The sequence below is a fragment of the Streptomyces olivochromogenes genome, from assembly GCF_001514115.1.
In the GTDB taxonomy this organism is placed as follows: Bacteria; Actinomycetota; Actinomycetes; order Streptomycetales; family Streptomycetaceae; genus Streptomyces; species Streptomyces olivochromogenes.
In genome coordinates, this window is the sequence record NZ_KQ948454.1 from 468,782 (window position 1) to 493,320 (window position 24,539).

The 24,539-nt window shown below is 69.0% G+C and carries 24 protein-coding genes; 8 read left to right on the forward strand and 16 right to left on the reverse strand.

What is annotated here, in order from left to right:
• Nucleotides 1–25: 25 nt before the first annotated feature.
• Genes AQJ27_RS14570 through AQJ27_RS14585 form a run of 4 tightly spaced genes read right to left on the reverse strand, consistent with a single transcriptional unit; the run spans nt 26 to nt 3,031 of the window.
• The gene (locus tag AQJ27_RS14570) at nt 26–1,369 is read right to left on the reverse strand and encodes an NADH-quinone oxidoreductase subunit D (protein ID WP_067367471.1); all 1,344 of its coding nucleotides are present in this window, start codon (nt 1,367–1,369) and stop codon (nt 26–28) included.
• Nucleotides 1,366–2,106 (reverse strand): NADH-quinone oxidoreductase subunit C, encoded by a 741-nt coding sequence (locus AQJ27_RS14575; RefSeq protein WP_067367474.1) that lies wholly within the window; start codon nt 2,104–2,106, stop codon nt 1,366–1,368. The genes AQJ27_RS14570 and AQJ27_RS14575 overlap by 4 nt, the downstream gene beginning before the upstream one ends.
• On the reverse strand, nt 2,103–2,657 hold the full coding sequence (locus AQJ27_RS14580; RefSeq protein WP_053743379.1) for a NuoB/complex I 20 kDa subunit family protein: 555 nt from the start codon (nt 2,655–2,657) through the stop codon (nt 2,103–2,105). The genes AQJ27_RS14575 and AQJ27_RS14580 overlap by 4 nt, the downstream gene beginning before the upstream one ends.
• Before the next feature lie 14 nt (nt 2,658–2,671).
• Nucleotides 2,672–3,031, reverse strand: a complete 360-nt coding sequence (locus AQJ27_RS14585; protein ID WP_007383963.1) for an NADH-quinone oxidoreductase subunit A — start codon at nt 3,029–3,031, stop codon at nt 2,672–2,674.
• A 725-nt stretch (nt 3,032–3,756) separates the two neighbouring features.
• On the opposite strand from AQJ27_RS14585, the gene AQJ27_RS14590 reads away from it, so the two are divergent.
• Complete coding sequence (locus AQJ27_RS14590; RefSeq protein ID WP_079064975.1) at nt 3,757–4,602, forward strand: C40 family peptidase; 846 nt, start codon at nt 3,757–3,759, stop codon at nt 4,600–4,602.
• 132 nt (nt 4,603–4,734) lie between these two features.
• On the opposite strand, the gene AQJ27_RS14595 is transcribed toward AQJ27_RS14590, so the two are convergent.
• On the reverse strand, nt 4,735–6,030 hold the full coding sequence (locus AQJ27_RS14595) for a geranylgeranyl reductase family protein (RefSeq protein ID WP_067367481.1): 1,296 nt from the start codon (nt 6,028–6,030) through the stop codon (nt 4,735–4,737).
• A gap of 98 nt (nt 6,031–6,128) precedes the next feature.
• Here AQJ27_RS14595 and AQJ27_RS14600 point away from each other — a divergent pair, with 98 nt between their 5' ends.
• Together AQJ27_RS14600 and AQJ27_RS14605 are read left to right on the forward strand one after the other, a co-directional pair.
• Nucleotides 6,129–6,635 (forward strand): GNAT family N-acetyltransferase, encoded by a 507-nt coding sequence (locus AQJ27_RS14600; protein WP_067367484.1) that lies wholly within the window; start codon nt 6,129–6,131, stop codon nt 6,633–6,635.
• Between the two features lie 102 nt (nt 6,636–6,737).
• Complete coding sequence (locus AQJ27_RS14605) at nt 6,738–7,070, forward strand: PASTA domain-containing protein (RefSeq protein WP_079064995.1); 333 nt, start codon at nt 6,738–6,740, stop codon at nt 7,068–7,070.
• Nucleotides 7,071–7,202: 132 nt separating this feature from the next.
• On the opposite strand, the gene AQJ27_RS14610 is transcribed toward AQJ27_RS14605, so the two are convergent.
• The 4 genes from AQJ27_RS14610 to AQJ27_RS14625 form a co-directional block, all read right to left on the reverse strand.
• Nucleotides 7,203–7,898, reverse strand: a complete 696-nt coding sequence (locus tag AQJ27_RS14610; RefSeq protein ID WP_067367491.1) for a demethylmenaquinone methyltransferase — start codon at nt 7,896–7,898, stop codon at nt 7,203–7,205.
• A 72-nt stretch (nt 7,899–7,970) separates the two neighbouring features.
• The gene (locus AQJ27_RS14615; protein WP_067367495.1) at nt 7,971–9,383 is read right to left on the reverse strand and encodes an acyltransferase family protein; all 1,413 of its coding nucleotides are present in this window, start codon (nt 9,381–9,383) and stop codon (nt 7,971–7,973) included.
• Between the two features lies 1 nt (nt 9,384).
• Complete coding sequence (locus AQJ27_RS14620) at nt 9,385–11,808, reverse strand: bifunctional polysaccharide deacetylase/glycosyltransferase family 2 protein (protein ID WP_067367498.1); 2,424 nt, start codon at nt 11,806–11,808, stop codon at nt 9,385–9,387.
• Nucleotides 11,809–11,827: 19 nt separating this feature from the next.
• Nucleotides 11,828–12,148 carry a hypothetical protein gene (locus AQJ27_RS14625; RefSeq protein WP_341866075.1) on the reverse strand — a complete coding sequence of 107 codons (321 nt, stop codon included), beginning with the start codon at nt 12,146–12,148 and terminating at the stop codon, nt 11,828–11,830.
• 391 nt (nt 12,149–12,539) lie between these two features.
• Between AQJ27_RS14625 and AQJ27_RS14630 the strand changes: the two genes are divergently transcribed.
• Nucleotides 12,540–13,592 (forward strand): chitinase, encoded by a 1,053-nt coding sequence (locus AQJ27_RS14630; RefSeq protein WP_067367502.1) that lies wholly within the window; start codon nt 12,540–12,542, stop codon nt 13,590–13,592.
• A gap of 94 nt (nt 13,593–13,686) precedes the next feature.
• Here AQJ27_RS14630 and AQJ27_RS14635 read toward each other — a convergent pair whose 3' ends face one another.
• From AQJ27_RS14635 to AQJ27_RS14655, 5 genes are all read right to left on the reverse strand, one after another.
• A complete protein-coding gene (locus AQJ27_RS14635) occupies nt 13,687–14,133 on the reverse strand; it encodes an imidazolonepropionase-like domain-containing protein (RefSeq protein ID WP_067367504.1) in 447 nt (148 codons plus the stop codon).
• 7 nt (nt 14,134–14,140) lie between these two features.
• The gene (gene mqnC, locus AQJ27_RS14640) at nt 14,141–15,355 is read right to left on the reverse strand and encodes a cyclic dehypoxanthinyl futalosine synthase (RefSeq protein ID WP_067367507.1); all 1,215 of its coding nucleotides are present in this window, start codon (nt 15,353–15,355) and stop codon (nt 14,141–14,143) included.
• Between the two features lie 72 nt (nt 15,356–15,427).
• The gene (locus AQJ27_RS14645; protein ID WP_235613592.1) at nt 15,428–16,327 is read right to left on the reverse strand and encodes a prepilin peptidase; all 900 of its coding nucleotides are present in this window, start codon (nt 16,325–16,327) and stop codon (nt 15,428–15,430) included.
• A gap of 2 nt (nt 16,328–16,329) precedes the next feature.
• A complete protein-coding gene (locus tag AQJ27_RS14650; protein WP_067367510.1) occupies nt 16,330–18,084 on the reverse strand; it encodes a serine/threonine-protein kinase in 1,755 nt (584 codons plus the stop codon).
• A gap of 153 nt (nt 18,085–18,237) precedes the next feature.
• On the reverse strand, nt 18,238–19,086 hold the full coding sequence (locus AQJ27_RS14655; RefSeq protein ID WP_067367513.1) for a menaquinone biosynthetic enzyme MqnA/MqnD family protein: 849 nt from the start codon (nt 19,084–19,086) through the stop codon (nt 18,238–18,240).
• A 344-nt stretch (nt 19,087–19,430) separates the two neighbouring features.
• On the opposite strand from AQJ27_RS14655, the gene AQJ27_RS14660 reads away from it, so the two are divergent.
• On the forward strand, nt 19,431–19,634 hold the full coding sequence (locus tag AQJ27_RS14660) for a cold-shock protein (RefSeq protein ID WP_028805073.1): 204 nt from the start codon (nt 19,431–19,433) through the stop codon (nt 19,632–19,634).
• Between the two features lie 115 nt (nt 19,635–19,749).
• Here AQJ27_RS14660 and AQJ27_RS14665 read toward each other — a convergent pair whose 3' ends face one another.
• Nucleotides 19,750–21,654 carry an AMP-dependent synthetase/ligase gene (locus AQJ27_RS14665; protein ID WP_067367516.1) on the reverse strand — a complete coding sequence of 635 codons (1,905 nt, stop codon included), beginning with the start codon at nt 21,652–21,654 and terminating at the stop codon, nt 19,750–19,752.
• 192 nt (nt 21,655–21,846) lie between these two features.
• Nucleotides 21,847–22,269 carry an ATP-binding protein gene (locus tag AQJ27_RS14670; RefSeq protein WP_067367519.1) on the reverse strand — a complete coding sequence of 141 codons (423 nt, stop codon included), beginning with the start codon at nt 22,267–22,269 and terminating at the stop codon, nt 21,847–21,849.
• Between the two features lie 115 nt (nt 22,270–22,384).
• On the opposite strand from AQJ27_RS14670, the gene AQJ27_RS14675 reads away from it, so the two are divergent.
• The 3 genes from AQJ27_RS14675 (at nt 22,385) to AQJ27_RS14685 (ending at nt 24,509) form a co-directional block, all read left to right on the forward strand.
• Complete coding sequence (locus AQJ27_RS14675) at nt 22,385–23,266, forward strand: helix-turn-helix domain-containing protein (protein ID WP_425275206.1); 882 nt, start codon at nt 22,385–22,387, stop codon at nt 23,264–23,266.
• Complete coding sequence (locus AQJ27_RS14680; protein WP_067367525.1) at nt 23,263–23,517, forward strand: DUF397 domain-containing protein; 255 nt, start codon at nt 23,263–23,265, stop codon at nt 23,515–23,517. The genes AQJ27_RS14675 and AQJ27_RS14680 overlap by 4 nt, the downstream gene beginning before the upstream one ends.
• A 137-nt stretch (nt 23,518–23,654) precedes the next feature.
• The gene (locus AQJ27_RS14685; protein WP_067367528.1) at nt 23,655–24,509 is read left to right on the forward strand and encodes a MaoC family dehydratase; all 855 of its coding nucleotides are present in this window, start codon (nt 23,655–23,657) and stop codon (nt 24,507–24,509) included.
• Nucleotides 24,510–24,539 lie beyond the last annotated feature (30 nt).

Below are 24,539 nucleotides of genomic sequence, written 5' to 3' on the forward strand. Positions count from 1 at the left end.
AGGCTGACGCCCTCGGGGGTCGTGGTCACCGGTCGACGCCTCCCATCACGGGGTCGATGGACGCGACGGCGACGATGACGTCGGCGACCTGGCCGCCCTCGCACATCGCCGCCATGGCCTGCAGATTGGTGAAGGACGGGTCGCGGAAGTGGACCCGGTAGGGGCGGGTGCCTCCGTCGGACACGGCGTGCACCCCGAGCTCGCCCTTGGGCGACTCGACCGCCGCGTACGTCTGTCCCGGCGGGACGCGGAAGCCCTCGGTCACCAGCTTGAAGTGGTGGATCAGGGCCTCCATGGAGGTGCCCATGATCTTCTTGATGTGGTCGAGGGAGTTGCCGAGACCGTCGGGGCCCAGTGCGAGCTGGGCGGGCCAGGCGATCTTCTTGTCGGCGACCATGACCGGGCCGGGCTGCAGCCGGTCCAGGCACTGCTCGACGATGTGCAGCGACTGGCGCATTTCCTCCAGGCGGATCAGGAAGCGCCCGTAGGAGTCGCAGGTGTCGGCAGTCGGGATCTCGAAGTCGTACGTCTCGTAGCCGCAGTACGGCTGGGCCTTGCGCAGGTCGTGCGGCAGGCCCGCGGAGCGCAGGACCGGGCCGGTGGCGCCGAGGGCCATGCAGCCGGCGAGGTCGAGGTAGCCGACGTCCTGCATACGTGCCTTGAAGATGGGGTTCCCGGTGGCGAGCTTGTCGTACTCGGGAAGGTTCTTGCGCATCTTCTTCACGAACTCGCGGATCTGGTCCACCGCGCCGGGCGGCAGGTCCTGGGCGAGTCCGCCGGGGCGGATGTACGCGTGGTTCATCCGCAGGCCGGTGATCAGCTCGTAGATGTCGAGAATGAGTTCACGATCACGGAACCCGTAGATCATGATCGTGGTGGCACCGAGTTCCATGCCTCCGGTGGCGATGCACACCAGATGGGAGGAGAGTCGGTTCAGCTCCATCAGGAGGACGCGGATGATCGAGGCGCGGTCGGGGATCTGGTCCTCGATGCCGAGGAGCTTCTCGACGGCGAGGCAGTAGGCCGTCTCGTTGAAGAACGGCGTCAGATAGTCCATGCGCGTCACGAACGTGGTGCCCTGGGTCCACGTACGGAACTCGAGGTTCTTCTCGATGCCGGTGTGGAGGTAGCCGATGCCGCAGCGGGCCTCGGTGACCGTCTCACCGTCGATCTCCAGGATGAGCCGGAGCACGCCGTGGGTGGACGGGTGCTGCGGGCCCATGTTGACGATGATGCGTTCGTCGTCGGACTTCGCCGCGGACTGGGCGATCTCGTCCCAGTCGCCACCGGTGACCGTATATACGGTGCCCTCGGTCGTCTCCCGCGCCGCCGCGGCGGACGCGCCGGAAGAAGGGGTCTGCGTGCTCATGAGTACGACCTCCGCTGGTCCGGAGCAGGGATCTGGGCGCCCTTGTACTCGATGGGGATGCCACCGAGGGGGTAGTCCTTGCGCTGCGGGTGGCCCTGCCAGTCGTCCGGCATCATGATCCGCGTCAGTGCCGGGTGGCCGTCGAAGATCAGGCCGAAGAAGTCGTACGTCTCGCGCTCGTGCCAGTCGTTCGTCGGGTAGACGGAGACGAGCGAGGGGACGTGCGGGTCGGCGTCGGGGGCGCTGACTTCGAGGCGGATCAGCCGGTTGTGGGTGATCGAGCGCAGGTGGTAGACGGCGTGCAGCTCCCGGCCCTTGTCGCTGAGGTAGTGCACTCCGCTCACGCCCGTGCACAGTTCGAAGCGCAGGGCCGGGTCGTCGCGGAGGGTCTGGGCGACCCGGACCAGGTACTCGCGTTCGATGTGGAAGGTGAGCTCGTCGCGGTCGACGATCGTCTTCTCGATGGCGTTGTCGGGGACGAGTCCCTGTTCCTCCAGGGCGCCTTCCAGCTCGTCGGCGACCTCGTCGAACCAGCCGCCGTAGGGGCGGGTGGCCGGGCCGGGGAGCCGGACGGAGCGGACCAGGCCTCCGTAGCCGGTGGTGTCGCCACCGTTGTTGGCGCCGAACATGCCGCGCTGGACGCGGATCTCCTCGCCGCCCTCGCCGCGCTGGCCGGGGAGGTTCGAGGCGCCGAGGTCCTTCTCGGGGTTCACCCCGTTGCCGTTCGCGTCGCTCACCGCAGCAGGCCCTTCATCTCGATGGTGGGGAGCGCCTTGAGCGCCGCTTCCTCCGCCTCGCGGGCCGCCTCCTCGGCGTTCACACCGAGCTTGGAGGTCTGGATCTTCTGGTGGAGCTTGAGGATCGCGTCGATCAGCATCTCGGGCCGCGGCGGACAGCCGGGCAAATAGATGTCGACCGGGACGATATGGTCGACGCCCTGCACAATGGCGTAGTTGTTGAACATTCCGCCCGATGAGGCACAGACCCCCATGGAGATCACCCACTTGGGGTTGGGCATCTGGTCATAGACCTGCCGCAGCACCGGCGCCATCTTCTGGCTGACGCGGCCGGCGACGATCATGAGGTCGGCCTGGCGCGGTGAGCCGCGGAAGACCTCCATGCCGAAGCGCGCGAGGTCGTAGCGGCCCGCACCGGTCGTCATCATCTCGATGGCGCAGCAGGCGAGTCCGAACGTGGCGGGGAAGACGGACGCCTTGCGCACCCAGCCTGCGGCCTGCTCGACGGTGGTCAGCAGGAATCCGCTCGGCAGCTTTTCTTCGAGTCCCATGTCTTAAAGGCCCCTCAGTCCCATTCCAGGCCGCCGCGCCGCCATACGTACGCGTACGCGACGAAGACGGTGAGCACGAAGAGCAGCATCTCCACGAGCCCGAAAACACCCAGGGCGTCGAAGGTGACGGCCCAGGGGTAGAGGAAGACGATCTCGATATCGAAGACGATGAAGAGCATCGCCGTCAGGTAGTACTTGATGGGGAAGCGCCCGCCGCCGGCCGGCGTGGGGGTCGGCTCGATACCGCATTCGTAGGCCTCGAGCTTGGCCCGGTTGTATCGCTTTGGACCGATAAGCGTGGCCATGACCACGGAGAAGATCGCAAAGCCTGCCCCGAGGGCTCCCAGTACGAGGATCGGCGCATACGCGTTCACGCTCCTCGCTCCTCTCAGTCGGCACTGACTGCTGGCGGTTGCGTCGGGCAAGCACTTCCGCCCCACCCGTCCCACGAACCCCGTGCGTCCCGACGAAGATCGCGGACATGTGAAGCAGGTCACAAGCCCAACTGCCTCGCATCTTATGCCCGCCGGTCTGTGATCTGCGACACGGGGTATTGCACAAGCTTTGTGATCTCCACCACCTGACGAAGGATCATGAAGTCGGATGAGCAGTGATCTTCATACGCGAAGCGTCCGCGCGATCACCAGATGTGACATTTCCGCTCGTCATCACAGGTCCGGGGCGGCGTCTCAATATCAAGAGACTTCCGACGCATGCAAATTGGTGCTGGACGCGGGGGCTTGATAGAGGCGCACGTTCACACATCAGAGGGAGGGGTGTGGACGGATGTGGACGGACATCGGCGCGTGCATGCATTCACGAGCACGGGGCAGTCGAGAGGTGCGCGCGAGACGCCGCTGCGCCGGTGACCGTTCCGTGACCTGTGTCACATCGATCTATGGGTCAGATAAGCCGGCCTTGGCCACAGGCTGCAACCAATGGTAGGCAGAGGGCAATTCGGACGTAATGCGGAAAGCACATGATCACAGGCTTGATCATCTCTGTCCGGAATGCCCGTTACGGCGTCAATAAGAAGTGACGCGCCGCGGATTCGGCCGCGGATTGAACAACTGTGGCGCACCACACGTTTCTTGAAGGTATGAGGGAGTCCCTGATACCGGTTGTACCCATGTCCCACACCGCTCACATACGCAACCACCGGAAGCCCCGCCGCAACGCGTCGACGCTAGCGATGCGCGCCGGAGTTGCCGGTGGCGTTCTCAGCACCTTGGCCGTGGCCGGTGCGGCTGGTTCGGCGAACGCGGCCGAGCCCGTTACTCAGACCCTCGAACTGCCCACCCTGACGGCCGACCTGGCCACTCAGCTGGCGCAGTCCGCGGATGCCACGCAGCAGGCAGCCGCGAACTACGAGCTGCAGGCCGAGCGCGACGCGGCCGCCGCAAAGGCCGCGAAGCAGGCCAAGGCGGACCTCGCGGACGCCAAGAAGAAGGCCGAGGCCAAGAAGAAGGCCGAGGACGCGCGGAAGGCCGCGGCCGCCCAGGCCGCCTCTCGGTCGTCCACGCGGACCGTCCTGTCCAGCTCCGTGGGCTCCTCGGGCTCCTCGAGTTCGACCGTCTCCGCCCCGGCCAGCGGCAGTGTCGCCACTGTCATCGCCTTCCTCAAGGCTCAGGTCGGCGACGCGTACGTGATGGGCGGTACGGGCCCCAACGCTTGGGACTGCTCCGGCCTCGTGCAGGCCGCGTTCCGGCAGGTCGGTGTCGACCTGCCGCGCGTCTCGCAGGACCAGTCGACGTCCGGTACGCCGGTCTCGCTGTCCAACATCCAGGTCGGCGACATCCTGTACTGGGGTTCGGCCGGTTCGGCGTACCACGTGGGTGTGTACATCGGTAACGGCCAGTACCTGGACGCGGCCAACCCCTCCAAGGGTGTGGTGATTCAGGACCTTTCGGGCTACCCGGCCACGGGCGCGGTACGCGTTCTCTGAGTCGCGGGACCTTGTGAGTCATACGGCATGAAGGCCGCCACCCGAGTGGGTGGCGGCCTCGTCGTGCTGTCCCGGAGGGGGCAAGACCGTCCCCGGAGGCCGCCCGGGCCCCCGGGCGACCCCGTGATGGCGTCAGGCCTTCGGTGCCACCTTCGAGAGGCCGTTGATGATGCGGTCCATCGCGTCGCCGCCGGTCGGGTCCGTGAGGTTCGCGAGCATCTTGAGGGTGAACTTCATCAGGAGCGGGTGGGTCAGGCCGCGCTGGGCCGCGATCTTCATGACCTTCGGGTTGCCGATGAGCTTCACGAAAGCGCGGCCGAGCGTGTAGTAGCCGCCGTAGGTGTCCTTGAGGACACGGGGGTAGCGCTGGAGGGCCAGTTCTCGCTGGGCGGGCGTCGAGCGGGCGTGGGCCTGCACGATGACGTCCGCGGCGATCTGGCCGGACTCCATGGCGTAGGCGATGCCCTCGCCGTTGAAGGGGTTGACCAGGCCGCCGGCGTCGCCGACCAGCAGCAGACCCTTGGTGTAGTGGGGTTGGCGGTTGAAGGCCATGGGGAGGGCGGCGCCGCGGATCGGGCCGGTCATGTTCTCCGGCGTGTAGCCCCAGTCCTCCGGCATGGACGCGCACCAGGCCTTCAGGACCTCGCGCCAGTCCAGCTCCTTGAAGGAGTCGGAGGTGTTGAGCACGCCGAGGCCGACGTTCGAGGTGCCGTCGCCCATGCCGAAGATCCAGCCGTAGCCGGGCAGCAGACGGTCCTCGGCGCCCCGGCGGTCCCACAGCTCCAGCCAGGACTCCAGGTAGTCGTCCTCGTGGCGCGGGGACGTGAAGTACGTACGGACCGCGACACCCATCGGGCGGTCCTCGCGGCGGTGCAGGCCCATCGCCAGGGACAGGCGGGTGGAGTTGCCGTCGGCGGCGACGACCAGCGGCGCGTGGAAGGTGACCTCGCGCTTCTCCCCCGCGTCGCCCAGCTTCGCGTGCACGCCCGTGATGCGGCCGGTGCGGTCGTCGATGATGGGGGCACCGACGTTGCAGCGCTCGTACAGCCGCGCGCCCGCCTTCTGCGCCTGCCGGGCCAGCTGCTCGTCGAAGTCGTCGCGCTTGCGGACGAGTCCGTAGTCCGGGTAGGAGGCGAGATCCGGCCAGTCCAGCTGGAGGCGGACGCCGCCGCCGATGATGCGCAGGCCCTTGTTGCGCAGCCAGCCGGCCTCTTCGGAGATGTCGATCCCCATGGAGACGAGCTGCTTGGTGGCGCGCGGGGTCAGGCCGTCACCGCAGACCTTCTCCCTCGGGAACGCGGTCTTCTCCAGGAGCAGGACGTCGAGTCCGGCCTTCGCCAGGTAGTACGCGGTCGTGGAACCGGCTGGTCCAGCCCCGACGACGATCACATCTGCGGTGTTTTCGGAGAGGGGTTGGGGCTCGGTCACGGCGGGGTCTCCCCAAGACTCGAAATCTGCGTGCTGACGGGCACTGGACATGGGCAGTCTATGCAGCGGTACTGATCACCTGGCTGAAGGGTTGCCCCGTGAACCGAGCTCTGCCCGACGTACGGCTGCGTGTCCCCACCGACGAGGACGCGTTCGCCTGGCACCGGATCTTCGCCGACCCCGAGGTCATGGAGTTCCACGGTGGGAAGGCGGCCGAACTGTCGGTGTACGAGGAGCTCACCGCGCGGCAGCGCCGGCACGACGCCGAACTGGGTTTCTGTCTGTGGACCATGGTCGGCCCGGAGGACGAGGTGCTGGGCTTCACCGGCGCGCAGCCGTGGCCGCGCGCGTGGGGGCCGGAGGGGGAGATCGAGATCGGGTGGCGGCTCGGCAGGGCGCATTGGGGCAAGGGGTACGTCACCGCCGCCGCGCTCACCACCCTGGAGCGGGTGCGCGCCGCGGGCGTCTCGGATGTCGTCGCCATGGTCAGACCCGGCAACGAGCGCTCCATCGCCGTGACCCGACGCGTCGGCATGGAACTGGCCGAGGTCTTCACCCGCCCCACGACGGGTGAGCCCGCGCACTGCTACCGCCTCGCCCTCTGACGGCTTCCGGAAGGCCGCCTCACGGTTTCTGGCAGCCACCCGACGGCTTCCGGAAGGGCCGGGCCCTGGCTTACCCTTCCGATACCGCTGGGGGTGACGTCCGTGCGCCAGACACCCAAGACACCCGAAGTGCGCGTGCCGCGGCTCATCGGCCTGATGGCCGTGGACGCACGCGAGACGGCCGACGCGCGAGGTGTGCTGCTCGTCGCGCCCGACCGGCCCGACTTCCATCTCACCGTCGTCGACTACGTCGTACGCCAATATCCGCCGCCCGGCTCCGAGGTGCCGCGCGGGGCCGTGGTCACCGTGTGGTTCGACCTCGGTGACGGGGAGGGCGGCGCGGGTGTGCGGGAGCCTCGGCTGCCGGGTCCGCCGTCGGGCGGCATGCGCCGTGAGCTCGACGAGCCCGGGGACCCGTTCGAAGTGCTCAGGTGAGACAGCCGCTCTCCGGAACCGGGAGCGGCGGCTCGCCAGGAGAAGGCATCGGGCGGCGCTTGCCCGGGGTGCGCGTCACGCGGTGCTTGCCCGACAGGCGGCGTCAGGCGGTGCGCTTGCCCGGAGGTGGCGTCAGGCGGTCTTGAAGCCCCGGTGCAGGGCCACCACGCCGCCCGTCAGGTTCCGCCAGGCCACCTTCGACCAGCCTGCCTTGCGCAGCTTCTCGGCGAGCTCGGGCTGGTTCGGCCAGGCGCGGATGGACTCGGCGAGATAGACGTACGCGTCGGGGTTGGAGGACACGGCACGGGCGACCGGCGGCAGCGCGCGCATCAGGTACTCGGTGTAGACCGTGCGGAACGGCGCCCAGGTGGGGTGCGAGAACTCGCAGATCACGACCCGGCCGCCGGGCTTGGTCACCCGGTACAGCTCGCTCAGCGCCGTGTCGGTCTCCTGGACGTTGCGCAGGCCGAAGGAGATCGTCACCGCGTCGAAGGTGTCGTCCTTGAAGGGCAGCTTCGTCGCGTCGCCCGCGGTCAGCGGCAGCCAGGGGTGGTTCCTCTTTCCGACCCGCAGCATGCCGAGGGAGAAGTCGCAGGGCACGACGTACGCGCCGGTGCGGGCGAAGGGGAGGGACGAGGTCGCCGTACCGGCCGCCAGGTCCAGGATCTTCTGCGCGGGGCGCGCGTCGACCGCCTTCGCGACCTCCCTGCGCCACACCCGGTCCTGGCCGAGCGACAGCACGTCGTTCGTCAGGTCGTACCGTTCCGCCACGTCGTCGAACATCGAGGCGACTTCGTGCGGCTGCTTGTCCAGGGATGCGCGGGTCACTCCCCCATTGTGGCAGCACGGGCCGGGCGACTCTGCGGCGCCCGGCCCGTACGCCGGTCTCACACGCCCCCTTCAGGGGAGCAGCTTCGGCTTCTTCCTGGCGGCCACGTCCTCGACCCAGCCGACCAGTGGGATGGCGACCCAGATCAGCACCCAGCCGATGCCGAACATGAACCACTGGCTCTCCAGCGGCAGCCACTTCTCGAAGGCGGGCACCTTCCAGAACTGGTCGATCAGCGGGACCGCGAGCACGAGGGCGATCTCGTGCCAGAGGTAGATCGTCACCGCCCGCCCGTTGAAGATCGTCACGATCCGGTCGAGCCGCTTGAAGCGGGCGAGCCAGGCGAAGTCGACGTTGTAGTACGCCTTGAAGTACATCAGCAGCGTCACGAAGCCGGCCGACCAGAAGGTCTGCGCGACGGGGACCTCGTCCAGGTCGTACGTACCGAACTCCGCCTGGTGCGCGAAGGCGTACCAGCCGCCGTACGCCAGGAGGGCGAGCGACGCCAGGATCACCAGGGCGGGCTTCAGCCGCTGGAGCACGCCCTCGCGGTGCGCGAAGCCGACCAGCCAGCAGAACAGGAAGGTGGCGAAGTCCGTCAGGCCGCTGCCGAAGCGGTTGTACGGAGGCTGCCAGGCGTACTGGAAGACCAGGATCGGGGCGAGGGAGAGGAGCAGGACGGGAAGGGGTGCCTTGCGGAAGACCTTGAGGAGCAGCGGGGACATCAGGACGAACCAGAGGTACGTCCGCAGGTACCAGAGGATCTCCCAGGCCTGGACGCCCCACTGGTTGCCCGGTGGGTCGCCGACCGGCACGATCCAGAAAACGATCTGCCAGCCCGGCATCCAGTCGTGGATCAGCATCGCCACGACGACGAAGAAGCCCCAGAACCAGAAGGGCGGCAGCAGCCGTCGCATCCGGCTCTTGACCACCTTGAGCGCGGGGCGTTCCAGGGACTTGGCCATGAGCGAGCCGGCGAGCGCGAACATCACGCCCATCGACGGGAAGACCAGGCCGGCCCAGGCCCAGCCGAAGGTGTGGTACGCCACGACACGGACCAGCGCGACGGCGCGCAGCGCGTCGAAGTAGCGGTCGCGTCCGGTGCCTTTGGCCTTCGGCTCCAGGTCGGCGGCGGGGCTTTCGGGCTCCCCGGCGTCAGGGCTGGGCTCGGTCCGGACGACGGCGTCCGCCGCGCGCTCCGGCTCGGGCTCCGGCTCGGTCACCGGCAGGGGTGCCGTCTCGGTGACGTACCCCTGACCGTGGTCGACGTACCCCTGGCCGTAGCCGTACTGCTGGGCGACCTGAGGCTGCGGGCCCTGGCCGTAGGGATCGGGCTGCTGCCCGTACCCATAGTCATATCCCTGCTGGCCCTGTTGGCCCTGCTGACCCTGCTGGACCTGCTGGACCTGCTGGCCTTGGTACTCCTGCTGGCCTTGGTACCCCTCATATCCCTGGTACCGCTGTTGTTCCGAGCCCCAGCTCATGTCAGCTCACTCCTGCCGGGGTCCCGACCTCACCCGTGCGCTTGAGCTTCTGCCAGCGGAGGCGGCCGCCGGTCAGGGCGGTCACGGAGGAGTGGATCAGGACGAGGTACATCATCTGGCGGTAGGCGAGCTGCTGCAGCGGCAGCATCGCGAGGTAGCGGTACTTCTCGCGGTCGAGGCGGAACGCGTAGGCCGCGCAGACGAGTTGGACGACCAGCACCGCCAGCCAGGCCAGCAGTGAGGCCCAGAAGTCCACGAAGATCATCGAGTAGATCGTGAACACGTCGATGAGCGGAGCGAGGACCGGCGTGATGATCTGGAAGATCACGACGAGCGGCATGCCGATGCGGCCGAAGCGGCCCGACGGGCCCTTGTCCGTCAGCGACTTGCGGTGTTTCCACAGCGCCTGCATGGTGCCGTACGACCAGCGGTAGCGCTGCGACCACAGCTGCTTCAGCGAACTCGGCGCCTCCGTCCAGGCCCTGGCGTGCTCCTGGTAGACGACCCGCCAGCCCGCGCGGTGCATCGCGATGGTGATGTCGGTGTCCTCGGCGAGCGTGTCCTCGCTCATGCCACCGACCTCGAGGACCGCGTCGCGGCGGAACGCGCCGATCGCGCCCGGGATGGTGGGCATGCAGCGCAGCAGGTCGTACATGCGGCGGTCGAGGTTGAAGCCCATCACGTACTCGATGTGCTGCCAGGCGCCGATGATGGTGTTGCGGTTGCCGACCTTGGCGTTGCCCGCGACCGCGCCGATGCCCGGGTCCGCGAAGGGCTGGACGAGCTGGTGCACGGCGTCCGGCTCGAAGACGGTGTCGCCGTCCATCATCACGACGATGTCGTAACTCGCGTTGCGGACGCCGTTGTTGAGGGCGGCCGGTTTGCCCGCGTTCTCCTGGCGGATGACCCGGACGTTGGGCAGGCCCAGCGCCTCGGCGATCTCCTTGGTGCCGTCGGTGGAGCCGTCGTCGACGACGATGATCTCGATCGGATGGGTGCTCTGCGCCAGCGAGTGAAGCGTGTTGGCGATGCACTCCTTCTCGTTGTACGCGGGCACGATCACCGTCACCGGCCTGGTGACCGTCGGCCCCCAGCTGAACTTGCCGCCCTTGCCGCGCTTCTTGTTGCGCTGTCTGTAGTGGCGGCGGGCGAGGATCAGCATCATCCCGAAGCGGCCCATGACGGAGATGCCGACGACCAGCAGCAGCCAGGAGAGCAGCGGCAGGACCCATTCGGCGACCGCGACCGCGTAGACGAGGGCCTTGCCCTCGTAGAGGGTCGAGCCGGTGGCCTTCTGCTGGCCGGACTGCTCGATGTTCACCTTGTTGGAGGAGTTGTTGGCGGAGTTGTCGGCGGAGCTCGAACCGGGCGCGGACTGCGCGCCGCCCGGCTGCTCGCCCAGCGCGCCGGCACCGGCCCCCGCACTCGCCCCGGCACCCGCACCCGCACCCGCACCCGCACCGGTGCCGGTCTGTCCGGCGCCGGCCTCGACGGCCTGTCCGGAACCGGTGGCGCCCGTGCGGCCTGCGCCGTTCGGCGCCCCGTTCAGCTTCGCCATCGCACCGCTGACGGTGGTGAAGGAGTACCCCTTCGCCTTCATCTTCTTGATGTACGTGTCGAGCGCCTTGACCGTCTCCGAGCGGTCGCCGCCCGCGTCGTGCATGAGGACGACGGCGCCCTTGTTGTTCTTCGGCGTGGCCCACTGGACGATCTTCGAGACGCCCGGCTTCTTCCAGTCGTCGCTGTCGGTGTCGACGAAGACGCTGGTGTAGCCGAGGTTGCCGATCTCCTTGTAGACGGGCCAGCTGTAGTTGTCGACCGCGTTGATCTCCGAGGAGTACGGGGCGCGGAACAGCGTCGTCGTGATCCCCGCCGCACCCGCGAGCGCGAGCTGGGTCTGCTTCAGCTCGCGCTGGAGCCGGCCCGTGCCCTGGTAGGAGAGGTCGACGTGGGTGAAGGTGTGGATGCCGACCTCGTTGCCCTGGTCCACGAGGTCCTTCACGACGCCCGGATAGCGGGAGACCATCGAGCCGACCATGAAGAAGGTGCCCTCGACGTTGTTGTCGTCGAGCACCTTGAGGATCTGGGGGGTCCAGGTCGGGGTCGGACCGTCGTCGAAGGTGAGCACGATGGTCTTCTTCGGAACGGACTGGGTCTTGGCCGTGCCGCCCGTGAACGTCAGGAGCGGACCGCCGTCGAGGATCTTCTGCGGCACCTTGTCGTAGGCCGCGCCGTCGCGCACCCGCGCGTCGTTGCCGATCTCGGAACGCAGATAGCCGTCGAGCAGCATCACGCTGGTGAGCCCCAGCAGGAGCAGCAGGGCGAGGATCACACGCGGTTTCTGCAGCGCCGCGGCCTTGCCGGCCGCCCGCTCCATCTTGGTGGGGGCGCGCCGGCGGCCGCGTGAAGGCGTCGTCGAAGTCATGGAGGTGGGTCCGTTCCGGTCAGTTGGCGCCGGTGGAAGCGGACGCGGATGCGGCCGGGGAAGCGGCCGAGGAGGGGGCCGTGCCCGTGCGCAGGCCCGACGGCGGGGTGCCGGTCGGCCTGCCGGTGGGGGCCACGCCGCCCTGCGGCCGAAGGTTGCCCCCGGGTGCGGAGCCGGCCTGGTCGCCGCTGAACGGGAAGAGCGAGGACGGGGTCAGCGAGGTGCCCCAGCCCATGAAGGCCATCCCGAGGACTACCGCGTAACCGAAGCAGACGGCGCCGAAGAGCATGCCGCACCTGCGCAGCAGACGTGCTCTGCGCCCGGAGTTGTCAACGAACACGGGACCGTCTTCGGACGCGTTGCCGCGTTTGCGGCGGCGGCCGCGCCCTTGACTGTGGTTTTCGATGGCTGACTCGGATTGCATTCCCCGGATATTAGGGCTCCTTTATGTGGCCAATTCTCTGGTTCTCATGTGAGGCGCCCATGAAACTTGGCCCAAGCTGTCCATTCCCTGAGAGAATCCTTGAACATCCGCGCAGCTCAGGGTCGATACATATTTACCTTGTGTACCGATTCGCGGCCCGGGTTGCCCGATTCGCGTACCGCTACTCATGGGTTACCCATGCGCTTCCTGTATTCGGGAATCGCCGTCGGATGTGCCACCTTGGAACTCCCGAATCCCACTTTGTTTCGGTCCTGAGACAGAAATCACGAGAGCGGGTGCATACGCAATGAGGGGTTATCTGAGGCCGGCTGCCGGGCTCACCTGCCTGTTTGCTCTGGCGGCGGCGGGGTGCTCTTCCGGTGGCACGGGCACCACGGACGCGGCGCCCCCGCGGACCGCCCAGGCCCCGCGGACGAGTGCGGCGCCCTCCGAGAGCGCGTCCTCCTCCGACACCTCGTCCAGCACCTCGTACGCGCCCTACGTGAGCGCCACGGAGGCTTCCGCGACGGACTCGACGGGGTCTCCGACCACGTACAACCTGGCCTTCGTGATCTCCGACGGCAGCAACTGCACGGCCAAGTGGAACGGCACGGACGCCATCGACAAGGCCGCCGTGAAGTCCCGGATCTCGGCGCTGAAGAAGTCAGGCGCGAGTGTGCGCGTCTCGTTCGGCGGGGCGTCCGGCAAGGAGCTGGCGGAGGTCTGCGGCAGCGCGAGCGCGCTCGCGGCGGCGTACGGGGCGGCGCTCGACGCCGCCGGGTCCACCCAGGCCGACTTCGACATCGAGGGGGACGCGCTGACCGACTCCGCGTCGGTGGCGCTGCGGTCCAAGGCGATCGCGCTGCTCCAGGAGGAGCGCGATGACCTGAAGATGTCCTTCACGCTGCCGGTCATGCCGTCCGGGCTGGATTCGGACAGTCTGGCGCTGCTGGAGTCCGCCAACGACAACTCCGTGACGGTCTCCACGGTCAACATCATGACGATGAATTACGGGAGTTCGTACTCGGGGGACATGGGCGACTACGCCGAGACGTCCGCCAAGGCGACCCACGATCAGCTGCAGGATGTGTTCGGGCTGTCGAGTGCGGGGGCCTGGCAGGGGCTCGCGTTGACGTCGATGATCGGGGACAACGACGTGGCCAACGAAACGTTCAGCCTCTCGGACGCGGCGCAGGTCCGTGCGTTTGCCGAGTCGAAGAAGATCGCTTGGGTGTCGATGTGGTCGACGTTCCGGGATCAGCAGTGTTCGAGTGATGACGCTTCTTCGGACAATGCGGCCACCAATTGCAGTGGAGTTTCGCAGAGTTCGGGGGCGTTTGCTCAGGCGTTCGCTGGGTGACGGCGCATATCTGATCTGCGGGCCGGTGGGGGCTGGTCGCGCAGTTCCCCGCGCCCCTGAAAACGGGGCGCTTCCCCGCCCGGGGGCAAGAAGTTCAGCGGCGTCTGTGTACCAGGCGACCCGCGCACACGGTCGCGACGCATGCCCCATCCACGTCGAACACCGCCAGGTCGGCCCGGCCGGGGGCCACGATCGCCGTAGGCCGGGTGCGGGCCAGGACCACGACGTCGTTTCGCTGGGCCGCGGCCCGGAGTTCCGGTGTGTCGACGTGCTCCTGAAGAACCGCCACCGCACCCGACTTCAGAATGGCGTGAACGCGTTCCCGTGGGGACGGCGCCTGCGGCAGTGGGCCCTCATGGACGAGTGCCGGGCCGAGGACCCCGGGCCAGCTGCGGACCCGTGCCCCCGGAAAGCGCTCCAGCAGCACGTCCAGCGGACCGGTGCCCGCGACCCGGTCGCCCTCCACGGCGACCGCGCCGTCCTTCAGCGGGTCCGCGTCCCAGCTGATGCGCAGCTCGTCGGCGGTGTGGATCGTCAGCACGGCGGCGCTAGTTGGAGGCGAGCAGCTTCAGCTCGGGGTGCGCCGTGCCGCCCTCGATCGCGGTGGACGAGATGTGGGACATGACGCGCTCGTCGACCGGGTCGTTCGCCGGGTCGTCGTGGACGACGATGTGCTCGTACGTCGTGGTCCGCTGGGCGGGCACGCGGCCGGCCTTGCGGATCAGGTCGATGATCTCCATGCGGTTGGAGCGGTGCTTGGCGCCGGCGGAGGAGACGACGTTCTCCTCCAGCATGATCGAGCCGAGGTCGTCCGCGCCGTAGTGCAGGGAGAGCTGGCCGACCTCCTTGCCGGTGGTGAGCCAGGAGCCCTGGATGTGGGCGATGTTGTCCATGAACAGCCGGGCGATCGCGATCATCCGCAGGTACTCGAAGAGCGTCGCCTGCGTGCGGCCCTTCAGGTGGTTGTTCTCGGGCTGGTAGGTGTACGGGATGAAGGCGCGGAAGCCGCCCGTGCGGTCCTGTACGTCACGGATCATCCGCAGGTGCTCGATGCGCTCGGCGTTGGTCTCGCCGGTGCCCATGAGCATGGTGGACGTCGACTCGACGCCCAGCCCGTGCGCGGTCTCCATGATCTCCAGCCAGCGCTCGCCGGACTCCTTGAGGGGGGCGATCGCCTTGCGGGGGCGGGCCGGGAGGAGTTCGGCGCCGGCGCCCGCGAAGGAGTCGAGGCCGGCGGTGTGGATCCGCTGGATGGCCTCCTCCACACTCACCTTGGAGATACGGGCCATGTGCTCGACCTCGGACGCGCCGAGGGAGTGGATGACCAGCTGCGGGTAGGCGGCCTTGATCGCGGCGAAGTGCTTCTCGTAGTACTCGACGCCGTAGTCCGGGTGGTGTCCGCCCTGGAACATGATCTGCGTACCACCGAGTTCGACGGTCTCCGCGCAGCGGCGCAGGATGTCGTCGAGGTCGCGCGTCCAGCCCTTGGCGGTGTCCTTGGGAGCCGCGTAGAAGGCGCAGAACTTGCACGCCGTGACGCACACGTTCGTGTAGTTGATGTTGCGCTCGATGATGTACGTGGCGATGTGCTCGGTCCCCGCGTACCGGCGGCGGCGTACCGCGTCCGCGGCGGCGCCCAGGGCGTGCAGCGGGGCGTCGCGGTAGAGGACGAGCGCCTCTTCGGGGGTGATCCGCCCACCCGCGGCAGCACGGTCGAGGACGGCTGTGACATCAAAAGACGTGAGGTCGGCCTTCTCGGTCACCGGGAGCGTCCCTTTCGTAAGGGTTCTGGACGGACCCGGCCAGCCTACGCCAGCCCCACGCGCGGCCCGACGTCAGGCCGCGTACGCCCCGATCAGCAGCCCGACGTACGCCCCCGCGATCAGGAACGGCCCGAAGGGGATGGACGTCTTGCGCCCCGCGCGTCGCATCAGCACCAGCCCCAACCCGTACAGGCCGCCGAACAGGAACCCGGCGAAGGTACCGAGCACCACGGTCCCCCATCCGTACCAGCCGAGCACGGCCCCGATTCCCAGCGCGAGCTTCACATCCCCGAAGCCCATGCCGTTCGGGTTGACGAGGAAGAGGAGGAAGTACGCGCCGCCCAGCACGAGCGACCCGAACAGCGCGGTCGGCCACTCCCCCGCGTGCTCCGGTACGAGGGCCATCACGCCCAGCAGTACGAGCGCCAGGCCCGCGAGCGGAAGGGTCAGGACGTCCGGCAGGCGCTGCACCCGGAAGTCCACGACCGCGAGCAGCACGCCGAGCGGCGCGAGCAGCAGCCAGACGGCCAGTTCGGGGCGGGCGCCGGTGGCGAGGGCGAGACCGGCGCAGGCCCCCGCGGTGGTGAGGGTGACGAGCGGGGTGCCGGGGCCGTAGCGGTACGCCGCCGGGGCGTCGCCCGGCACCCACCCCGCACCGCCCGTCACCCGCCCGGCATCACCGGGCACGCGGCCCTCGTCTCCAGGCACACGCCCCGCATCTCCGGGCGCCGACCTCGACGTACGGCGGTCAGGAAGGTCCTGGGCGCAGTCGGGGCAGCGGGCGAGGCCGAGCCAGCCGCCCGCGGCGCCGGTGAGGACGTGTCCGTCGGGGCACCGGGTCCGCCACGCCTCGTCCGGCTCCACCGCGAACCGGTAGGCGGCCCGCGGCACCAGCAGTCCCGCCGCCGCGCCCCAGAGGGCGGCGAGGACGGTCAGCCACAGCGGCCGGACGGACCAGAGTTCGAGGTCCACGGCTACTCGGCCTTCGACATGCGCGCCACCGGATCGCCCGCGTCCGCGTTGTCCGTCTCGTACTTGAGGTCGCCACCGGCGGGAATCAGCCGCACCTCGTGGCTGCCCGTCGTGCAGGTCCCGGAGTTGGACGCCTTGGCGATGCTCGTCGCGGTGAGCTGTTTGTCCGTGACCTTCTTCAGGACGAGTACGTCGTCACAGATGCCGCCGATCAGATCGGTCGACCGGAACGTGCCCAACTCCTTTCCCACGGCGGCCTGGTGGAGGGTGACCCGGAACGTGCCCGCGGGCAGCTTCCCGCTCAGCGCGTAGGCGTCGCCCGACCAGGTGCCGAGGTAGTGCGCGGGCACGGAGGCGAGCGTCGCGTCGGCCGAGCCGGCGGCGCTCGGTGTCGCCGCCGGAGGGGTGGCCGCGGAATCGGGGCCTCTGGAGGCCGTGTTGTCGTCACCGCCGCCCGGGAGCAGATGGAACATGAACACCGAGCCCACGGTCACCGCGGCCAGCGCTCCCGCCACGGCCAGCGCGAGCGTGCAACTCACCCTGCGGCCACGACCGTTCGCACCGGGGGCCGAGGTCGCGGCCATGCTGACGGAGAGCTTGCCCGGGTGGTCCTCCCGGTGCTCTCGCCGGTCCTCGCGGCCCTGGTGGCCGGGGCCGGCCGCGGGCGTGCTCGGGTGGACCGTCGGCGCGGCGACCGCGTCCTGGACATCGCGCTGCCCCGGAACGTACGTCGGCATGGCGTACGGCGGCATGGTCGGCGGCGGACCGAACACCCCGTCGGGCGGCGGCGCCCCGGCCCCGGAGTCCGTGCCCACCGAAGGGCTGCTGAACCCCACCGGCCCGGACGGCGTCACCTCCGCCGCCTCCAGGTTCAGCAGCTGCACCGCGCTGCGGCTGACCTGCTCCACCAGGGGCCCCGGCAGCCAGCCGGCGGTCACCAGCCGGGCCGCTCCCTCGGGGGCCAGCCGTCCGGCCACCTCGCCCGGGGTCGGCCTGCCGGCCGGGTCCTTGGCGAGGCAGGCGGCCACGAGTTCCCGTAGCTCCCCCTCCAGGGAGCCGAGCCGGGGTTCCTCGTGCACCACCTTGTAGAGGAGGGCGGCCGAGGAGTCACCGGGGAACGGGGACTCGCCCGTCGCCGCGTACACCAGCACCGCGCCCAGGGAGAAGACGTCCGCCGCGCCCGTGACCCCCTTGCCGAGGATCTGCTCGGGGGACATGTAGCCGGGGGAGCCGACGGAGACGCCCGTCGAGGTGAGCGAGGCGGTGCCGTCGGTGGCCCGGGCGATGCCGAAGTCGATGAGGAGGGGGCCGTCGAGGGTGAGCAGGACGTTGGAGGGCTTGACGTCACGGTGGACGAGGCCCAGTGCGTGGACCGCCGTGAGCGCCTCGGCCAGGCCCGCGCCCAGCACCCGTACCGAATGCGCCGGGAGCGGACCGCCCGCGTCCGCGACCGCCGCGGCGAGCGAGGGACCGGCCGCGTAGCCGGTCGCGACCCACGGCACGGACGCCTCCGGATCCGCGTCGAGGACCGGGGCCGTCCACGCGCCGCCCACCCGCCGCGCGGCCTCGACCTCGCGGCGGAAGCGGGCGCGGAACTCCTCGTCGAGCGCGAAGTGCGGGTGCACGATCTTGACCGCGACCGTCCGCCCGCCCGCGCTGCGGCCCAGGTACACCCGTCCCATGCCGCCGGACCCCAGCCGGCCGAGCAACCGGTAGGGCCCCACGACCGTGGGTTCATCCACTCCGAGCGGCTGCATGGCGCTCCCACCTCCCCCGTACGCACGGACGCACTGCCCAGCAGGGTAGTTCCGTACGCCCCCGCGGGGTCCCCAACGCCCCCGCGGGTTCAGAACATCCCCCGCGATCCCGGGGAGACGTCCGCGCGATCCCAGCGAGATGTCCGCGCGATCTCAGGGAGTCAGCAGTTCGACCTTCACGTCCGTCGGGAAGCCGGTGGTCGAGCCGACCCGCCGGGCGAACTCCTGTACGGCCGCGAGCTGCGGGCCGCCGAAGCGGAAGTCGAGCGTGGTGAAGTACCGCTCCAGGACCTGCTCGTCGAAGGCCTCCCAGCGGGCCGCCTGCTCGGCGACCTTGGAGACCTCGTCCAGCGAGAGGTCCCGGGAGGCGAGGAAGGCCTCGTGCACCTTGCGGGTGACGACGGGCTCGCGCTCCAGGTAGTCGCGGCGGGCCGCCCACACGGCGAAGACGAACGGCAGGCCCGTCCACTCCTTCCACAGCGTGCCTAGGTCGTGCACCTCCAGACCGAACTTCGGCCCGTCGAGGAGGTTGGCCCGCAGCGCAGCGTCACCGATGAGGACGGCGGCGTCGGCCTCCTGCATCATCAGGCTGAGGTCGGGCGGGCATGTGTAGTAGGACGGCTGGACGCCCACGCTCTCGGCCAGCAGCAGCTGCGCGAGCCGAACGGACGTGCGGGAGGTGGAGCCGAGGGCGACCCGGGCGCCGTCCAGCTGGTCCAGCGGGACCTGCGAGACGATCACACAGGACATCACCGGACCGTCGCAGCCGACCGCGATGTCCGGGAAGGCGACCAGCTCGTCGGCGTGCTTGAGGAACTCGACGAGCGTGATGGGCCCGATGTCGAGGTCGCCCTGCACCAGCTTCTCGCTGAGCTTCTCCGGGGTGTCCTTGGTGAGCTCGAAGTCGAGGAGCGTGCCCGTTCTCGCGAGCCCCCAGTAGAGGGGCAGGCAGTTCAGGAACTGGATGTGGCCGACGCGCGGCCGGGTGCGGTAATTGTCCACATCGCGAGGCTAGACCCCATGGAGTACGGTGCAGTCTCCAGGGTCCCCGCGTGGTTTCCGAAACCCTTCCGCCCTCTCGTGTCAACCCTTGCGACAGCCAGTCGACACCACCTTCGTCAACCCATCCGCCATGCGGGTCAAACATCCGGGTGACGTGATCTTGCCCCCTATTGCTTTCGGCTGCCTGCGTGCTAGGCTCGCCGCAAGTTGCAGTTTGGTTTCCCTTGCAGTACAGAGCCTGCGGAGCATGTGACCGCGGGCTCTCGTCGTTTTCAGACGAATGCAGTTGTTTACACAATCGCAGGTTCTGGAGCAGGGCAACCCTTTGGGCCCAAGGAGGGCTTATGGCTACCGGAACCGTGAAGTGGTTCAACGCCGAAAAGGGCTTTGGTTTCATCGCCCAGGAAGGCGGCGGCCCGGACGTCTTCGTCCACTACTCCGCGATCAACGCGAGCGGATTCCGCTCTCTCGAAGAGAACCAGTCGGTTTCCTTCGACGTCACGCAGGGTCCGAAGGGCCCGCAGGCGGAGAACGTCACCCCGATCTAAGTCTGCGGGCTTCATGAGCCCAATGCTTTGATCCGGAACGGATCGCATTACCCAAGGAGCCCCGCGCCAGCCGGTCGCGGGGCTCCTGCCTTGTCCGGATCGCCCCTGAGCGGCCCTACCGCACGTACAGCTCCTCGATCTCCTTGCTGAAGTCACGTTCGATCGCCGCCCGCTTCAGCTTCATGGTGGGGGTCACGTGGCCCGCCAGTTCCGTGAAGTCTCCCGGGAGAACGGCGAAGCGGCGGATGGACTCGGGGCGGGAGACGAGTTTGTTGGCCTCGTCGATCGCGCGCTGGAGGATGACGTTCAGCTCCGGGTCGTCCATGAGGAGCTCCGGCGGGACGGGGTGCTTGCCGATCATCTGGCGCCAGTGGGTGACGCCGTCCTGGTCCAGGGTGATGAGCGCGGTGACGTAAGGGCGGCGGTCGCCGAGAACGATGCACTGGGCGATCAGCGGATGCGAGCGGAGCCAGTTCTCCAGAGGCGCGGGAGCCACGCTCTTGCCGCCCGCGGTGATCAGGATCTCCTTCTTGCGGCCCGTGATGGTGAGGTAGCCCCCGTCGTCCAGTTCGCCGATGTCACCGGTCGCGAACCAGCCGTCCGGCGCCGCGTCGACGACGCCGCCCGCGTTCGGGTCCCAGTAGCCGCGGAAGATCTGTTCGCCGCCCAGCAGGATCTCGCCGTCCCCGGCTATCCGTACCCGGGTGCCCGGCAGCGGCCAGCCCACCGTGCCCAGTCGGGGTTTGAGCGGGGGCGTGACGGTCGCGGCGGCGGTGGTCTCCGTCAGGCCGTACCCCTCGAAGATCTCGATGCCGGCACCGGCGTAGAACGCGGCGAGACGGCGGCCCAGCGGGGAGCCGCCGCAGATCGTGTAGCGGACCTTGCCGCCCAGCGCGTTGCGGATCCGGCGGTAGACCAGGGGGTCGTAGAGGGCACGGGCGGCGCGCAGGGAGCGCGAAGGGCCCGGCCCGGTGCCGTGCTGCTTGGCCTCGACCGCCTCGCCGTAGCTGCACGCGATGCGCGCGGCGCGGTCGAAGGAGGACCCGCGGCCCATCTTCTCGGCCGTGGCCCGGCCGGTGTTGAACACCTTCTCCATGACATAAGGGATGGCCAGCAGGAAGGTGGGCCGGAAGCTCGCCAGGTCCGCGAGCAGGTCCTCGGTACTCAGGCTCGGCGCATGGCCCAGGCGCACCCGGGCGCGCAGACAGGCGACCGCGACCATCCGCCCGAAGACATGGGAGAGGGGGAGGAAGAGGAGCATCGACGCGGCGTCCGAGGTCTTCGCCTTGAAGATCGGGTAGAGCAGTTCGATCGCGTTGTCGATCTCGGCGAAGAAGTTGCCGTGGGTGAGTACGCAGCCCTTGGGGCGGCCGGTGGTACCCGAGGTGTAGATGAGGGTGGCGAGCGTGTCGGGGCCGAGCACCCCACGGCGCACGGCGACCTCCTGGTCCGGGATGTCCCGGCCCAGTTCGGCCAGCCGCTCCAGGTGGCCCTTCTCGAAGACCCACATGTGCCGCAGGTCGGGGATCCGGTCGCGTTCCGGGCCGAGCGCGGACGCCTGCGCCACCGTCTCCGTGGCGAGGGCGACGGCTCCCGAGTCCTGGAGGATCCAGCGGACCTGGAAAACGGAGGAGGTGGGGTAGACGGGGACGGTGACCAGGCCCGCCGCCCAGGCCGCGAAGTCCAGGAGCGTCCACTCGTACGTCGTCCGCGCCATGATCGCGATGCGGTCGCCGGGCGCCAGGCCCTCGGCGATCAGGCCCTTCGCCACCGCCAGCACCTGCGCGGCGAACTCGGTGGCGGTCACGTCCTCCCAGGCGCCGTCGGCGTTCTTCCTGCTGAGGACCGCCGTGTTCGGGGCCACGGTCGCGTTGTCGAACGGGATGTCCGCGAGCGAGCCGTGGGTCACCTGACCGACGAGGGGTGGCACGGACACCTCGCGCACCACTCCGTCCAGCCGCCTGATCTCGGGCTCCACGAGGGAGGGTGGGGAGTCGTACGGGCTGGGCTGGGTGGACATGGAGTGGCTCCTTGGCTACCAGGACCCGGTCGGTATGAGGTGGGTTGGGGGCGCAAAGTCTCATACGTGCCTGGGGCGTGGGGGGTTCATGCGAGTTTCAACAAGGCAGGGGTGACCGGGATCGTACGGGGCGGGAGTGTGGGGTTTGTGGGTGTTCAAGGCGGGCGAAGTGCGAGTTACCCGGGGTAAATCTTAATTCTTCAGACGAAGTTCGGCCCATACCGTCTTGCCGACCAGGCGGTGCGCGACGCCCCATACGGTGGCGAGCACGGCCACGACGACCAGACCCCGCCCTCCCTCACCGTCCACCTCTCTCGCGCCGAACCGCAGATGCCGGTCACCGCGCGTGTCACTCACCTCGATACGCAGCGTGCCCTCCGGGAGGCGCAGCAGGCGGAGTTCGAAGTCGCGTCCGGGTACGCGGCCGTGGGTGACCGCGTTGGCGGCGAGTTCGGCCACGACGTGCTGTGCGGTGTCGTTCACGTCGCTGTCGTGCGGATATCCCCACTCGGCGAGTTGGTGTGCGGTGAGGTGACGGGCCAGGCGGGCGCCGCGCGGGGTGGAGCTGAGGCGCTGGCTCAGTTCGTCGGTGGGGGTGGAGATTCGAGAGTTCACATCACCGAGCGTGGTCGGCTCGCCCTACGCTGACCAGGGGCGACCCGGCGACGCTGCGTAGCCGTACGGGTGCGGTGCGCGGGGTGTGCGGGTTGTCGGCCGTGGCGGTGAGCGTGTGAAGGCGGTGGCGTACGTGACGGAAGAGACTGACCGGAGGCCGGAGACACCGGCGGAGGCCGAGGGAACGACGGGCTTGTTCACCGCGCTCGGCAAGATGCTGAAGCTGCTGCGTGAGCGGGCGGGGCTGACGCAGAAGGAGTTCGGGCAGTCGGTGGGGTACGGCCCCGACGCGATCTCCGCCATGGAGCGGGGCGTACGGGTGACTCGCCCCGAGCTGCTGGAGAAGGCGGACGAACTCCTCGATGCCGGGGGCCTGTTGAAGCAGGCGATCCCCGAGGTCAGGGAGGCGATGAAGAAGGCGCGGACTCGTCATCCGGAGTGGTATCGGAGTTACGCCGGGTTGGAGGCGGAGGCGGTCGAGCTGCATTTCTACGCCAACCAGGGGGTGCCGGGGCTGTTACAGACGGAGGATTATGCGCGAGCCGTGTTCGGCCAACGGCGCCCGTTTCTGAGCGAGGACACCATTGAGAAACGGGTCGCCGACAGGCTCTCCAGGCAGCAGGTCTTCGATCGCTGGCCACCGCCCGCCGTAAGTTACGTACTCGAAGAGGTCATGCTGGACCGACCGATCGGCGGGCAGGCCGTCTTCAAGGACCAGCTACTCAACCTGTTACGTGTCGGCAGCATGCGCAATGTCGAGATCCAGGTGATGCCGACCCGCCGCGAGGAACACCCCAACCTGGACAGCGCGTTCAACCTGCTGTCTCCCAAGAGGTACGGGCAGGTTGCGTACACGGAGGCGCAGGGCTTCCCTCGCCTGATCACCGACCCGGAGGAGGTCCGGAAGATCGCCGACCGCTATGGGATCATGCGCGCACTGGCACTCAACCCCATGGAGTCCCGGGCCTTGATCGAGAAGAAGCTGGGGGAGCTATGAGCACCGAGAAACTCAACTGGTTCAAGTCCAGCTACAGCAGCGGCGAAGGCGGCCAATGCCTCGAAGTCGCCTACATCTGGCGGAAGTCGAGCTACAGCAGCGGTGAGGGCGGTGAATGCGTGGAGGTCGCTGCCTGCCCCCACACCATCCACATCCGCGACTCCAAGAACCCCACCGGCCCCCGCCTCACCCTCTCCCCCACCACCTGGTCCGCCTTCCTCACCGCCGGGCCCGGGATCGCGGGCCCCTGACGCGGACCACGCGACGAACGCGGCCGTACTCGGCGCGGCAGGCCGTTCTCGGACACCGAGCGAGGGAAGGCATCGACGTGGCCTTACCCTGGGTAACCTGACTCCGGAGTAAATACACCCGAGCCGGGAGTTGGACCATGGCCGACCGCTACCTGACCCCTGTCCTCGCCCGAGGCGCACTCCTCTCCCCCTTCAAACGACCCCGCCCGGACGCCCACGTCCCGCCGACCCCTCTCGTTCTCCCGGACGTCCGTATCGACCTCGCCCGGCTCGCCGCGTACGAGCGGGTCTGTGGGTTCGCGACGGGGGCGGACGCGCTGCCGGTGACGTACCCGCACGTTCTCGGGTTTCCGCTCGCCATGCGGATCATGGCGAGCCGCTCGTTCCCCCTGCCGCTGCTCGGGCTCGTCCACACCTCGATCGAGATCACCCAGCGACAGTCGCTGGCCGCCACGGAGGCGTACGAACTCGGCGTGTGTGTCACCGGGTTGGCGCCCCATCGTCGCGGGACGCAAGCCGTCGTCGCGACCGAGGCCAGGGTCGACGGCGAGCCGGTCTGGGAGTCGAGGAGTACTTATCTCGCCCGGCACCGGACGACCGAGGAGCCGACGTCCACGCCCCCGCGGGAGTCGGACGACGCCAAGCCCCTCCCCGTCCGCGCCGAATGGCGTCTCGGCGCGGACGTCGGGCGGCGGTACGGTGCGGCCTCGGGGGACCGCAACCCCATCCACCTGCACCCCCTCACCGCCCGCCTGTTCGGCTTCCCCCGCGCCATCGCGCACGGCATGTGGACGGTGGCCCGCTGCCTCGCGGAACAGGGCCCCCAGGACGCGGTGCGCGTACGTGCCGACTTCAAGGCACCGGTTCTGCTGCCGGGCACCGTCACTTACGCCGCCGACGGCCCCGCGTTCGAGCTGCGCGGCGGCGGCACGGACCTGCTGCATCTGGTGGGTGAGGTACGGCCCCTGCCCCGGCCCGCGGCACCCGAGTGAGGGAGGGGTATCGGCCTCGGAACGGTGGGA

Bases quoted from the DNA above. Each gene is read 5' to 3' on its own strand.
- AQJ27_RS14570 (WP_067367471.1), bottom strand. From the start codon at position 1,369: ATGAGCACGCAGACCCCTTCTTCCGGCGCGTCCGCCGCGGCGGCGCGG.
- AQJ27_RS14580 (WP_053743379.1), bottom strand. From the start codon at position 2,657: ATGGGACTCGAAGAAAAGCTGCCGAGCGGATTCCTGCTGACCACCGTC.
- AQJ27_RS14590 (WP_079064975.1), top strand. From the start codon at position 3,757: ATGAGGGAGTCCCTGATACCGGTTGTACCCATGTCCCACACCGCTCAC.
- AQJ27_RS14615 (WP_067367495.1), bottom strand. From the start codon at position 9,383: ATGAGCTGGGGCTCGGAACAACAGCGGTACCAGGGATATGAGGGGTAC.
- AQJ27_RS14620 (WP_067367498.1), bottom strand. From the start codon at position 11,808: ATGACTTCGACGACGCCTTCACGCGGCCGCCGGCGCGCCCCCACCAAG.
- AQJ27_RS14630 (WP_067367502.1), top strand. From the start codon at position 12,540: ATGAGGGGTTATCTGAGGCCGGCTGCCGGGCTCACCTGCCTGTTTGCT.
- AQJ27_RS14650 (WP_067367510.1), bottom strand. From the start codon at position 18,084: ATGCAGCCGCTCGGAGTGGATGAACCCACGGTCGTGGGGCCCTACCGG.
- AQJ27_RS14660 (WP_028805073.1), top strand. From the start codon at position 19,431: ATGGCTACCGGAACCGTGAAGTGGTTCAACGCCGAAAAGGGCTTTGGT.
- AQJ27_RS14665 (WP_067367516.1), bottom strand. From the start codon at position 21,654: ATGTCCACCCAGCCCAGCCCGTACGACTCCCCACCCTCCCTCGTGGAG.
- AQJ27_RS14680 (WP_067367525.1), top strand. From the start codon at position 23,263: ATGAGCACCGAGAAACTCAACTGGTTCAAGTCCAGCTACAGCAGCGGC.
- AQJ27_RS14685 (WP_067367528.1), top strand. From the start codon at position 23,655: ATGGCCGACCGCTACCTGACCCCTGTCCTCGCCCGAGGCGCACTCCTC.